This is a genomic window from Streptomyces sp. NPDC030820 (genome assembly GCF_055572075.1).
Genome location: NZ_JBVIEB010000003.1, coordinates 279,805 through 292,104, shown reverse-complemented (window position 1 = coordinate 292,104; position 12,300 = coordinate 279,805). Strand labels below are relative to the sequence as shown.

Annotated in this window: 12 protein-coding genes; 3 read left to right on the top strand and 9 right to left on the bottom strand. The window is 70.2% G+C overall.

Annotated features, from left to right (window positions below):
* Window positions 1–184: 184 nt before the first annotated feature.
* Window positions 185–799 carry a TetR/AcrR family transcriptional regulator gene (locus ACZ418_RS09715; protein WP_468359629.1) on the top strand — a complete coding sequence of 205 codons (615 nt, stop codon included), beginning with the start codon at window positions 185–187 and terminating at the stop codon, window positions 797–799.
* Window positions 800–942: 143 nt separating this feature from the next.
* Here ACZ418_RS09715 and ACZ418_RS09710 read toward each other — a convergent pair whose 3' ends face one another.
* Both ACZ418_RS09710 and ACZ418_RS09705 read right to left on the bottom strand, forming a co-directional pair.
* Complete coding sequence (locus ACZ418_RS09710; RefSeq protein WP_468360762.1) at window positions 943–1,728, bottom strand: SGNH/GDSL hydrolase family protein; 786 nt, start codon at window positions 1,726–1,728, stop codon at window positions 943–945.
* Window positions 1,729–1,889: 161 nt separating this feature from the next.
* Window positions 1,890–3,962 carry an alpha-galactosidase gene (locus ACZ418_RS09705; protein WP_468360759.1) on the bottom strand — a complete coding sequence of 691 codons (2,073 nt, stop codon included), beginning with the start codon at window positions 3,960–3,962 and terminating at the stop codon, window positions 1,890–1,892.
* A 174-nt stretch (window positions 3,963–4,136) separates the two neighbouring features.
* Here ACZ418_RS09705 and ACZ418_RS09700 point away from each other — a divergent pair, with 174 nt between their 5' ends.
* Window positions 4,137–4,934 carry a tyrosine-protein phosphatase gene (locus ACZ418_RS09700; RefSeq protein WP_468359626.1) on the top strand — a complete coding sequence of 266 codons (798 nt, stop codon included), beginning with the start codon at window positions 4,137–4,139 and terminating at the stop codon, window positions 4,932–4,934.
* A gap of 16 nt (window positions 4,935–4,950) precedes the next feature.
* Here ACZ418_RS09700 and ACZ418_RS09695 read toward each other — a convergent pair whose 3' ends face one another.
* Window positions 4,951–5,073, bottom strand: a complete 123-nt coding sequence (locus ACZ418_RS09695; protein WP_388626906.1) for a DUF6126 family protein — start codon at window positions 5,071–5,073, stop codon at window positions 4,951–4,953.
* A complete protein-coding gene (locus ACZ418_RS09690; RefSeq protein ID WP_468359623.1) occupies window positions 5,070–5,693 on the bottom strand; it encodes a helix-turn-helix domain-containing protein in 624 nt (207 codons plus the stop codon). The genes ACZ418_RS09695 and ACZ418_RS09690 overlap by 4 nt, the downstream gene beginning before the upstream one ends.
* Window positions 5,694–5,818: 125 nt before the next feature.
* Between ACZ418_RS09690 and ACZ418_RS09685 the strand changes: the two genes are divergently transcribed.
* Window positions 5,819–6,109, top strand: coding sequence for a hypothetical protein (locus ACZ418_RS09685; RefSeq protein ID WP_468359620.1), 291 nt, complete (start codon window positions 5,819–5,821; stop codon window positions 6,107–6,109).
* Between the two features lie 65 nt (window positions 6,110–6,174).
* Here the strand turns inward: ACZ418_RS09685 and ACZ418_RS09680 are convergent, their stop codons facing one another.
* Genes ACZ418_RS09680 through ACZ418_RS09660 form a run of 5 tightly spaced genes read right to left on the bottom strand, consistent with a single transcriptional unit; the run spans window position 6,175 to window position 12,299 of the window.
* Window positions 6,175–7,560, bottom strand: a complete 1,386-nt coding sequence (locus tag ACZ418_RS09680) for an aspartate aminotransferase family protein (protein WP_468359617.1) — start codon at window positions 7,558–7,560, stop codon at window positions 6,175–6,177.
* On the bottom strand, window positions 7,557–9,455 hold the full coding sequence (gene dxs, locus ACZ418_RS09675) for a 1-deoxy-D-xylulose-5-phosphate synthase (RefSeq protein ID WP_468359614.1): 1,899 nt from the start codon (window positions 9,453–9,455) through the stop codon (window positions 7,557–7,559). Before dxs ends, ACZ418_RS09680 begins: the two co-directional genes overlap by 4 nt.
* 39 nt (window positions 9,456–9,494) lie before the next feature.
* Window positions 9,495–10,622, bottom strand: coding sequence for a flavodoxin-dependent (E)-4-hydroxy-3-methylbut-2-enyl-diphosphate synthase (gene ispG / locus ACZ418_RS09670; protein WP_468359611.1), 1,128 nt, complete (start codon window positions 10,620–10,622; stop codon window positions 9,495–9,497).
* Window positions 10,623–10,626: 4 nt separating this feature from the next.
* Window positions 10,627–11,652 carry an adenosyl-hopene transferase HpnH gene (gene hpnH, locus ACZ418_RS09665; protein WP_468359608.1) on the bottom strand — a complete coding sequence of 342 codons (1,026 nt, stop codon included), beginning with the start codon at window positions 11,650–11,652 and terminating at the stop codon, window positions 10,627–10,629.
* A 5-nt stretch (window positions 11,653–11,657) separates the two neighbouring features.
* The gene (locus tag ACZ418_RS09660; protein ID WP_468359605.1) at window positions 11,658–12,299 is read right to left on the bottom strand and encodes a phosphorylase family protein; all 642 of its coding nucleotides are present in this window, start codon (window positions 12,297–12,299) and stop codon (window positions 11,658–11,660) included.
* Window position 12,300: the final 1 nt, after the last annotated feature.

The window sequence follows — 12,300 nt, the reverse complement described above, 5'->3', positions numbered from 1 at the left end:
CAGGAAGAACGCGAGCGCGAGAATCGCCGTCCAGACTCCTCCGGGCGCGGGCTGACCGGACCGCTTGCCAGCCGCGAACTTACTGACTGAACGAGCAGTCAGTAGTGCGGTGCTGCTGCCCCGGCCGCACAGGGGCGTCGAGAGGTCGTCGGCGCATGTCCGGGCGGCTGTGTAGGGTGACCGCGTGGCGAGAGTGCGGTTGAGCGTGGCCGAGCGGCGGGAGGAACTGCTGCGGGCCGCCATCGGACAGATCGAGGCGCGGGGCGTGGCGGCGGTCAGGATCGCCGACGTCGCGGCCGCGCTCGGGGTGAGCAACGCGCTGGTGCTGTACCACTTCTCGACGAAGGAGAAGCTGGTCGCCGCCGCGTTCACCTACGCGGCCGAGGACGACCTCGCGCATCTGCGCAAACTGCTGGGCCGACGGACGTCCGCGCTGCGCCGGCTGCGGGCCGCGGTGCGCTGGTACGCGCCGACCGGGCAGGCCAAGGGCTGGCGGCTGTGGATCGAGGGCTGGGCCGTGGCGCTGCGGGAGCCGGCCCTGCGGGAGGTCACCCGGGACCTGGACAAGCAGTGGAAGGCGGCGATCACCGAGGTCATCGCCGAGGGCGTGGCGGCGGGCGAGTTCGCCTGTGCCGATCCGGCCGGTGCCGCGCTGCGACTGACCGCGCTGCTGGACGGGCTCGCCGTGCAGCTGACGTCGTACCCGGGAGCCGTGCCGCGGACGCGCGCGCAGGAATGGGTCGACGACGCGCTCGCACGGGAACTGGGCCTGGCCCGGGAGGCGTTGACGGAGCGCTAGGTGTCTTGCCCGGCGAAGCTGGGGCCACGGGCGCTGCGGGATCGGCTCCGGGCAGGCACGCTCACCGACGACTGAGCCACGCGCACCCATGAACGCCCGTGCCCCGCACCGCAAGCCACACGATGCGGGGCACGTCGGTGCGGTCAGGCCACCGAGGCGATGCGCATCTTGATGTCGTCGGGCGACACGGTGCCCTTCGCCGTCACATGGTCGCCGGAGGACTCACCGCGCAGGCGGCGGCCGATCCAGGGGACGAGGTACTCGCGGGCCCAGTGGACGTCGTCGCGGCGGATCTCCAGGGTGCCGCGGGGCGGCTGCGGCGGCCACGGCTGCTCCGGGTCGGCCGGGACCTCCAGACCGAGGACCTGACCGGCGCGCAGCGCCACGCGCGTGTGCCCCTCGGGCGAGAGGTGCAGCCGGTCGCTGTCCCAAGCCCTGCGGTCCTGCACGGACTTCAGCGACCACAGGTCGAGCACGGGACATCCGTACCGGTCCGCGATGGCGCGGACGTGCCCGTTGTACGTGGCGATCTTGCCGCGCAGATGCTTGAGCACGGGGATGCCACGGGTGTCGAAGCCGGTCGTCACCATGACCGTGCCGGCTGCCTCGGTCAGCCGGGCCACGGCCCGCTCGAAGCGCTCGGCCACCTCGTCCGGGTCGGTGCCGGGCCGGATGATGTCGTTGCCGCCCGCACAGAAGGAAACCAGGTCCGGGGCCAGTTCGACGGCCTTCGGGAGCTGGTCCTGCACGATCTGGTCGAGCAGCTTTCCGCGTACCGCGAGATTGGTGTACTTGAAGTTCCCCTCGGGCTGCCGGTCGGCGAGCAGTACCGCGAACCGGTCGGCCCAGCCCACGAACGCCCCGTCGGGCCCCGGGTCGCCGACGCCCTCGGTGAAGCTGTCCCCCACCGCCACGTACGACCCGATCACTGATCTGTTGTCATTCTTCGAATCGTCTGCCACGTCGCACCATGATTCACCGTCGGATGTGACCTACGCGACCGTAAGGAGGGGTTGACGAACGGTGAGATGTGCCACCGTTAAATAGTTTGCCAATCCAGGAATAGGGCTGATCCGGAACATGGCGCGTCTCAGATGCGACGCAACCGGACAACCGTCGCATCCAAGTCGCCCTTGAGCGCGGTGCGCAGCCCGTGGTGCAGCAGGACCGCACCCCGGTGAACTTCACCCGTTTCTCGGCATTCGTACGACGCCGTGGGGTCGAGTCCGCGCAGGCGCAGCGCCGGCACCGGCTCGCCGTGGCTCTGCGCCTGGAGCCAGGCCAGGACCACCGTCTCCTCGCCCAGGACGTACTGGACGGCGCTCAGACCCCCGGCCGGGGGCCGCAGCCGGTACAGCTCGCCCTGCTGGACGACCGGGCGGATCTCCTTGTAGAGCTCGACCCACTGCCGGGCCTCGGCCAGCTCCTGGTCGGTCCACTCGCTGAGGTCGCCGCCGACCCCGAGGACGCCCGCCATGGCGCTGACGAAGCGGAACCGCAGCGAGCTGACCCGGCCGTTGAGCTGGGTGTTCGGGCTGTCGGTGACCCAGGCGGCCATGACCCGGGCGGGGTGGATCTGGCTGAAGCCGTGCTGGATGGCGAGCCGGTCGAGCGGGTCGGTGTTGTCGGAGGTCCACACCTGGTCGGTGCGGCTCATGACACCGAGGTCGATCCGGCCGCCGCCGCCCGAGCAGGACTCGAAGGCGACCTGCGGGTGGGCGGCGCGCAGCCGGTCCAGCAGGGCGTAGAAGGCGCGGACGTGGTCCACCCACAGGCGCTGCGGGTACGGCTCTCCGGGCCAGCCGGCGTCGGTGAAGCAGCGGTTGAAGTCCCACTTCACATAGTCGATCGGCGCGCTGGAGAGCAGGGTGTCCAACTGCTCCCAGAGGTATTCCTGGACGTCCTCGCGGGCGAGGTTGAGGACGAGCTGGTTGCGCAGTTCGGTCCGCTTCCGTCCCGGCTGGTACTGCACCCAGTCGGGGTGGGCGCGGTACAGGTCGCTGTCCGGGTTGACCATCTCGGGCTCGACCCAGATGCCGAACTGCATGCCGAGGCCGTGCACCTGGTCGGCGAGGGGCTTCAGGCCGTGCGGGAAGCGGTCGGGGTTGGGGGTCCAGTCGCCGAGGCCCGCGCGGTCGCTGGTGCGGGCGCCGAACCAGCCGTCGTCCACGACGAACAGCTCCACGCCGATGGCGGCGGCCCGGCGGGCGAGTGCGAGCTGCTGCTCCTCGGAGATGTCGAAGGTCGTCGCCTCCCAGGAGTTGAACAGCACCGGCCGGTCCCGGTCGGCGTCCGGGATGACGTGCGCGCGCTGGTAGGCGTGCCAGGTGCGGCTCGCGCCGCCGAAACCGCCGTCGCTCCACAGGCCGGCGAAGAGGGGAGTGGTGTACGACTCCCCCGGCTCGAGGAGCAGCAGGCCCGAGTCGTCGTAGCCGGCGCCGCCCGTGATCTGCACGCGCGCGTCCGGGAGTTGGGCGACCGCGATGCGCCAGGAGCCGGACCAGCCGAGCGCACAGCCGTAGACCTCGCCGTGCTCCTCGGTGGCGTCGGTGTCGAGCGCCACCCAGGGCAGGTACTGGTGGCCGGTGTGGCCGCGGCGGCTGCCGATGACCTTCTCGCCGTAGGTGAGCGGGGCGGCGGTGAGGCGTGATTCGGCCGCCCAGCGGCCGTGCAGTTGGGACAGCCGCCAGCCGTCGCGGTCGGGCAGCGTCCAGGTGGCCGCGTCGGCGCGCAGCAGCTCCACGCGTGCGTGCATGCCGTTCGCCACCGTGACCCAGCGCTCGACGACGTCACCGCGCATCCGGTAGTGCAGGGTGACGGCGAGGCCGTCGTCGTCGAAGCGCAGCCGCAGCTCGTCGCCCTCCGCCTCGTACGACACGAAACGCCACTCGGTGCCGCGGCGCTCCTCGGTGCGCGCGGACAGGGCGGGGCGGACGAAGCGGGGGCCGCCCTCGACGGGGTACTCCTCGCGGCCGTCCAGCGGGGACTCGAAGGGCCAGTAGCCGGGCAGCGGGTCCATGGCGAGGGCCTCCGCGTCCGGAAGGGCGATGCGCGTCCCCCAGTGCAGGTGGAGCAGCTCGTCCGCGTCGGTGAGATGCAGGGCATAGCTACTGGTGGGCCCCGACAGGAGCCAGGTACGACCGTCTTCGGCGATGTCCACCACGTAAGACCTCACAGGTGCCAACAGATCCGCTCAAGTGCCAACATCATCGGGTGGCGGAGCCCCTGGTGACAATGCCTGTGGACAACTCCTTGCCCGAGGAAACCGATGTCGTATGGTCGACGGAGCGCCCGCCGGCGAGACGCGACGGCGGGGCCCGACCCGGGAGGAGCCCCCGTGACGCAGCAGGTCCCGTCGACCGAGCCGGAGCTGGCCGGTGTGCGCAATTTCCGTGACGTGGGCGGACTGCCTACCACGGACGGACGGCGGGTGCGTCATGGCGTGCTGTTCCGCAGCGGGCACCTGGCCCACGCGACGGAGGACGACGCGGCCTTCCTCGCCTCCCTGGGCCTGCACACGATCTTCGACTTCCGCAACGCGGCCGACCAGAAGCTGGAGGGCCCGGACGTCGAGCTGCCCGGTGTGCGGAACGTGAACCTGCCGCTGAGCGACCCGGCGGACGGCGCCGAGTTCTGGAAGATGGTCCGCGACGGCAACCTCGACCAGCTGCGCGGCATCCTGTCCGACGGCAAGGGGGCGGCCCGGATGATCGCCTCGTACCGGTCGATCGTCAGGGAGCGCACCGCCGAACACTCCCAGGTGCTGCGCGCGCTCGTCGAGGACAGCGTGCCCGCCCTGATGCACTGTGCGGCGGGCAAGGACCGCGCGGGCATCTCGATAGCTGTGACACTCCTCGCACTCGGTGTGGAGCGCGAGGCGATCGTCGCCGACTACCTGGAGTCCAACGCCAAGCACCGGCGGTACAAGGTCCGCCGCAGCGGCAGCGCGGACACCGCGTACACCCCGGAGATCATGGAGCTGCTCAGCCCGCTCTTCGACGCCCGCGCCGAGTACCTCCACGCGGCGTTCGAGACCATCGAGCAGACCTGGGGCGGGGTGGACACCTACCTGGAACGGGGTCTCGGTCTCACCCCGGCGTCCCGCGACGTGCTGCGCGAGCGCCTGCTGGACTGACCGGCGGGCCGTCGCGTCAGTTCTTCGCGCCCAGCGCGAACAGCAGGAAGAGGAACCCGGCCAGGACATGGCCGAGGGCGATGTAGATGATCAGGCGGATCCACAGGGAACGGGGGAACTTCGTCTCCAGGTCGCTCATGGCAGCTCTCCGGTCAGTGGCCCCAGACACAGCGTGGCCGTGGGGCTCTGCAGCAGGGTGTGGACGAACAGCAGCTCGACGCCGTCGTGGTCCTCGGCGGCGAGACGGTGCGGGGTGAGCGAGTCGAAGTGCGCGCTGTCGCCGGGGGCGAGCAGATGCGCGGTGTCACCGAGGCGCAGCCGCAGCCGGCCCCGCAGGACGTAGAGCCACTCCTCGCCGGGGTGGACGCGCACGATGTCGCCCTGCGAGCCGTACGGCACGCGCACGCGCAGGGCCTGCATGCCGCGGCCCGGCGCCCCGGCCTGGAAGTACGTCCAGCCGCCCGCCCGGGTCGGCTCCATGTCCCCGGCCCGCACGATGGCGTCCCGGTCGGCGACCGTCTCACCGAGCAGTTCGGAGACGGTCGTACCGTAGATACGGGCGAGGGCCAGCAGCATCGGCAGCGACGGCTGCCGCTGTCCGGTCTCCAGCCGGGACAGATGGGCCGGTGAGAGCCCGGCGGCGCGGGCCGCGGCCTCCAGGGTGAGGCCGGCACGCCGGCGCAGTGCCCGCAGTTGCGGTGCGACGGCGGCCAGCTCGCCGCCCGGGTCCGCCGGGGGCCCGGCGTCTGAGGCGTTCATGCCTTCATTCAGCCGCAGCTTTGCCCTACTGGCAATTTTTTTGCCTGATAGGCAAAAATCTCGGATCCCGTTCCACCTGCTACCATCGGCCCAAGTTTTGAACGCGTTCAAAAAAGGGGGGATGTATGGCAGGGAACGCCCCACCCGACGGAACCGACTCGCCCGCCACGCTGCTCGGCCCGGCCGCCTTGGGGCTGGGGCTCGCGGCAGCGGCGGGCCTGTGCCCACGGCTCACGCTCGCTCTGATCCCCGTGATGCTCATCGCGGGCGGGCTCGCCTTCGCCTTCGGCGTCATGGGCATCCACTACGCGTTTCGCGGCATCGGCCGGCTGTGGATGGCCGCCACCGGGGCCATCCTGGGGGCGCTCGGCTTCGCCTGGCCCATCATCCTGTTCACGCAGGTCTACTGGATGTGACCGCCTGACGGACCCGCGTCCCGCACCGGGCCTGCCAGTGCGGGACGCGGGCGGACGCAGTGGCATCAGCGGTTGGCCACCGCCTGCTTGATCAGGGTCTTGCCGAAGTCCCACATCAGGCCGCCGCCGCTGTGCGCGTCGTCCATCACCGCCGTGAACGCCTCCACGAACCGTTCGACGTCCGCCTCGTCGATGATCAGCGGCGGGATCAGCTTGATCACCTCCAGGTGGTCGCCGGAGACCTGGGTGAGGATCCGGTGCCGCTGCAGCAGCGGTACGACGACCATCTGTGCGAACAGGCCCTTGCGGGCGGCCTGGAGCATGGTCCAGCGGCTGCGCAGCCTCAGCGAGGACGGCCTGTCGAACTCGATGCCGATCATCAGGCCCCGGCCGCGGACGTCGGCGAGCAGCTCGTACTTGTCGATCAGTGCGGTCAGCCGGGACTTCAGCAGCTCGCCCGTCTTGCGTACGCCCGCGACGATCTGCTCGTTCTCCATGACCGACAGCACGGCGAGTCCGCATGCCATCGCCTGCGCGTTGGAGCCGAAGCTCGCCGAGTGGACCAGGACCCGGTCCATGGACGAGTAGACCTTCTTGAAGATCCAGTCCTTGCCCAGAGTGGCGCCGACCGGGACGTATCCGCCGGACAGAGCCTTGGCCACGCACACCAGGTCGGGTTCGACGCCGTCCTCGTGCTGGTAGGCATAGAAGTCGCCGGTGCGGCCGAGACCGGTCTGCACCTCGTCGGCGATGAGCAGCGCCTTGTGCCTGTGCAGCAGCTCCTGCGCGGCCCGCAGATAGCCGGGCGGAGCCTCGTGCACCCCCTTGCCCTGGATCGGCTCCACGATCAGGGCGGCCACGTCGCCCTTCTTCAGCTCCCGCGCCAGGACGTCGAGATCCCCGAGCGGTACGGCGGTGTCGGGCAGCAGCGGGGCGAAGCCGTCCCGGAAGCCGCTCTCGCCGTTGACCGACAGCGAGCCGGTGGTCAGTCCGTGGAAGGCGTGGTCGCAGTAGAGGATGCGGCGCTTGCCGGTGGCGTACCGGGCGAACTTCAGCGCTGTCTCCACGGCCTCCGTGCCACTGTTGCCGAAGAACACCCGGTCCAGGTGCGGGCTGTGGGCGAGGAGCCGTTCGGCGAGCAGTCCGGGCAGCGGCTGGCAGTCGAACCGGGTGAGGTCGGCGAGGTCCAGGTCGAGCACGTCGTGCAGCGCCTTGCGGACCACCGGGTGGTGGCGGCCGAGGCCCATCACCCCGAACCCGGCGAGCATGTCCAGGTGGTCGTTGCCGTCCGCGTCGAAGAAGTGGGCGCCCTCGGCCCGCTCGTAGACCTTGTCGAAGCCGATGGTGTGCAACATGCGCGGGAGCTGCGGATTGAGGTACTTGGTGTGCAGCTCGTAGCGTTCGGCTCCACGCTCGGCGAGCAGCGCGCCGAGGTCGAACTCCGTGCTCATTCACTCTCCTTGGCCGGCCCGCCCGCGTCCTTGGCGGCCAGGCTCCCACTGATCCGCCCGGCGATCTCGACGGGCGTGAGACCGATGTCGGCCAGCACCTCGCCGCGCTTTGCGTGCGCGAGGAACTGCTCCGGGATACCGAACCGCCGTACCGGCACGTCCACGTCGGCGTCGCCGAGGGCCAGCGCCACGGCCGAACCGACGCCCGCGGAGCGGCTGTTGTCCTCCACCACGGCCACCAGCCGGTGCTCGGCGGCGAGGCCCGGCAGCGAGGGGTCGACCGGCTTGACCCAACGGGGGTCCACCACCGTGCAGTTGATGCCGCGCGCCTGGAGCAGATCGGCGGCCTGCAGGCACACCGGGGCCATCACGCCGACGGCCACCAGCAGCACCTCGGGGCGTTCGGCGCGGTGCAGGACGTCCATGCCGCCGACCCGGTCGACCGCCGGGACGTCCGGGCCGACCGACTCCTTCGGGAAGCGCACCAGAGTGGGTGCGTCGTCCACGGCGACGGCCTCGCGCAGCTGGGCCCGCAGCTGGCCGGCGTCGCGCGGGGCGGCGATCCTGAGGCCGGGGACGACCTGGAGGATCGACATGTCCCACATGCCGTTGTGCGAGGCCCCGTCCACGCCGGTGACACCGGCCCGGTCCAGCACGAAGGTGACCCCGCAGCGGTGCAGGGCGACGTCCATCAGCAGCTGGTCGAAGGCGCGGTTGAGGAAGGTGGCGTAGACGGCGACGACCGGGTGCAGCCCGCCGGTGGCGAGGCCGGCCGCCGACACGGCCGCGTGCTGCTCGGCGATGCCCACGTCCCACACGCGGTCGGGGAAGCGCTCGGCGAACCGGCCGAGGCCGACCGGGTGCAGCATGGCCGCCGTGATCGCGACCACGTCCTCGCGCTCCTCGCCGATCCGCACGATCTCGTCGCCGAACACCGAGGTCCAGGACGGACCGTTGGAGGGAGCCAGGGGCTCGCAGGTCAGCGGGTCCATCACGCCGACGGTGTGGAAGTGGTCCTCCTCGTGGGCGAGGGCGGGCTCGTAGCCGCGGCCCTTCTCGGTGAGGCAGTGGACCAGGACCGGGCCGTGGAAGCGTTTCGCCCGGCGCAGCGCCGACTCGACGGCCTTGATGTCGTGGCCGTCGATCGGGCCGACGTACTTCAGGCCCAGGTCCTCGAACATGCCCTGCGGGGCGAAGGCGTCCTTGAAGCCCTTCTTCGCGCCGTGCAGGGACTCGTAGATCGTGTTCCCGACGATCGGGGTGCGCAGCAGTACGTCCTTGCCCCAGGCCAGGACCTTCTCGTAGCTGTCGGTGGTGCGCAGGGTGGCCAGGTGGTTGGCGAGGCCGCCGATGGTCGGTGCGTAGGAGCGTTCGTTGTCGTTGACGACGATGATCAGCGGGCGGTCCTTGGCGGCCGCGATGTTGTTCAGCGCCTCCCAGGCCATGCCGCCGGTCAGCGCGCCGTCGCCGATGACGGCGACCACATGGCCCTTCTCCCCCTGCACCTGGTTGGCCTTGGCGAGGCCGTCGGCCCAGCCGAGCGCGGTGGAGGCGTGGCTGTTCTCGATGACGTCGTGCTCGGACTCCTCGCGCGAGGGGTAGCCGGACAGTCCGCCCTTGCCGCGCAGCTTGGAGAAGTCCTGACGACCCGTCAGCAGCTTGTGGACGTAGGACTGGTGGCCGGTGTCCCACAGGATGCGGTCGACCGGTGACTCGAAGACCCGGTGGAGCGCGATGGACAGTTCCACCACCCCCAGGTTGGGCCCGAGGTGACCGCCGGTCCTCGATACCGCTTGCACCAGGAACTCGCGTATTTCGTGGGACAGTTCGCCGAGTTCCGCCTCGGACAGCGCCTTCAGGTCGCGTGGTGTCCGGATGGTCTCCAGAATGGTCACGCTGGGCCCCCTCTCGGTCCGTGCCGTGCTGTGCTCAACTCATTCGTCTGCGGGGATCGTCCGCTCGGCGAGCTTCATGGCCTCCTCGATGAGGGTCTCCACGATCTTCGACTCGGGGACGGTCTTGATGACCTCGCCCTTGACGAAGATCTGCCCCTTTCCGTTGCCCGAGGCAACTCCGAGGTCGGCTTCACGTGCCTCGCCAGGACCGTTCACCACGCACCCCATCACCGCGACCCTGAGCGGCACCTCCATGCCGTCCAGGCCCGCCGTGACCTCATCCGCGAGCTTGTACACGTCCACCTGGGCCCGCCCGCAGGACGGGCAGGAGACGATCTCCAGACGACGCTGCCGCAGGCCCAGCGACTCCAGGATCTGGATGCCGACCTTGACCTCCTCGGCGGGCGGAGCGCTGAGCGACACCCGGATCGTGTCGCCGATGCCCCGGGACAGCAGCGCCCCGAAGGCGACGGCCGACTTGACCGTGCCCTGGAACGCCGGGCCGGCCTCGGTGACCCCCAGGTGCAGCGGGTAGTCGCAGCTCTCGGCGAGCTGCCGGTAGGCCTCGATCATCACGACCGGATCGTTGTGCTTGACCGAGATCTTGATGTCCCGGAAGTCGTGCTCCTCGAAGAGGGAGGCCTCCCAGAGAGCGCTCTCGACCAGCGCCTCGGGGGTCGCCCTGCCGTACTTCTGCAGCAGCCGCCTGTCCAGGGAGCCCGCGTTGACGCCGATCCGGATCGGCGTGCCGTGGTCCCCCGCGGCGCGCGCGATCTCCTTCACCTGATCGTCGAACTTCTTGATGTTGCCGGGGTTCACCCGGACCGCCGCGCAGCCGGCCTCGATGGCCGCGAAGACGTACTTCGGCTGGAAGTGGATGTCCGCGATCACCGGGATCTGCGACTTGCGCGCGATGGTCGCGAGGGCGTCCGCGTCGTCCTGGGTGGGGCAGGCGACGCGGACGATCTGGCAGCCGGACGCGGTGAGTTCCGCGATCTGCTGCAGGGTGGCGCCGATGTCCGACGTACGGGTCGTCGTCATCGACTGCACCGACACCGGGGCTCCGCCCCCGACCGCCACCGGCCCGACGTGGATCTGCCGCGACTGCCGCCGCGGCGCGACCGGCCGGGCCGGTACCTCGGGAACGCCCAAGGGGACGGCGGTCATCGCCTCAGCCCTGCTTTCCGCTCGTCATCGTCTCGCGCGCCGCCCGCAGCGACTCCTTCAGGGAGCCCATCGTGGCGAGTACGGCGGTCGGCTCGTAGCCGCAGTGCGCCATGCAGTTGGCGCAGCGCGGGTCCTTGCCGCGGCCGTACTTGTCCCAGTCGGTCTCCTCGACGAGTTCGCGGTACGTGGACACGTATCCGTCGCTCATCAGATAGCAGGGGCGCTGCCAGCCGAAGAGCGAGTAGCTCGGGATCGCCCACGCCGTGCAGGGGAAGTCGACCTTGCCCTCCAGGAAGTCCAGGAAGAGCGGGCTCTGGTTGAGCCGCCACTTCCTGCGGTTGCCGCCCGCGAAGGCCTTCTTGAACAGCTCGCGGGTCTGCTGCACACCGAGGAAGTGCTCCTGGTCGGGGGCCTTCTCGTAGGCGTAGGCGGGCGAGAGCATCATCTCGTCCACCTTCAGGTCGTCGTTGAGGTAGTTCAGCACCTCGATGACGGTCTGCGGGGTGTCGGTGTTGAAGAAGGTGGAGTTGGTGGTCACCCGGAAACCGCGCCGCTTGGCCTCCTTGATGGCCTCGACCGCCTCGTCGAAGGTGCCCTCCTTCGCCACGGAGGCGTCGTGCCGCTCGCGCAGCCCGTCGATGTGCACGGCCCAGGCGAAGTACGGCGAGGGCTTGAACTTGTCCATCTTCTTGCGCATGAGAAGGGCGTTCGTGCACAGGAACACGAACTTCTTCTTGGCGACCAACTGCCGTACGATCTCGTCGATCTGAGGGTGCATCAACGGTTCGCCACCGGCGATGGACACCATCGGCGCACCGGATTCCAGCACCGCGCCCACGGCCTGGGCGACGGGCATGCGCTGCTTGAGGACACCCGCCGGATGCTGGATCTTGCCGCAGCCCTCGCACTTGAGGTTGCACGCGAACAGCGGCTCCAGCTCGACCAGCAGGGCGAACTTGTCCCTCTTCCTGAGCTTCTGTTCGAACAGGTATGTAGCGACCTTGACGGTCTGGCGCAACGGCATGGCCATCTGGCTCACCTCCGGGGGAGCAGCAAAGAACGGTGCCATTCGAAGAATGCGGGAAGAACAGAACGAAGAACGCGGAAAGCCGATATTCCACCGCGTACGGTGCCGATCCGGACGAGTTCATGTTCAGGAGCGTCCACGACCACCCGTACGGCCGCGACCGGGCGTTCACCGCCGCGGACCGCCGTGAGGAGCGTGGCCGCCGACTCCATGTCGACCGCGATCGAGCCGGTCGCGAGCAGGTCGGACCGCTCATGGCCCCGCACGACATGGTCGGAGCCGGTGAGCGGGCCGGTGTGGACCGTGCGTCCGGGCAGGATGCGCACGAGTTCCTTGACGAGCAGTTCGGTGCCGACGCAGGCGACGGCACCGCGCGGGTCCCGGGTCTCCTCGGCGACCACCAGGTCGCCGGGGTGCATGCCCGGGGCGAGCCCGGCGCAGAAGCCGGTGGCCAGTACGGCCGCGTCGGCCAGCGCCGGGACCGCGAGCTGCCGGGTGAGGGAGCGTTCCGCCGCACGGGGGCCCATGCCCGTACGGAGGAAGCTGACCGGCCCGTCCGCCCCGCTCCTGTCCCCGGTGCGCAGGGCGAGATGCTCGATGCCGAGCGCGCAGGCGATCAGCAACGGGGGCGGTGCGGGCTGGGTGCTCAAG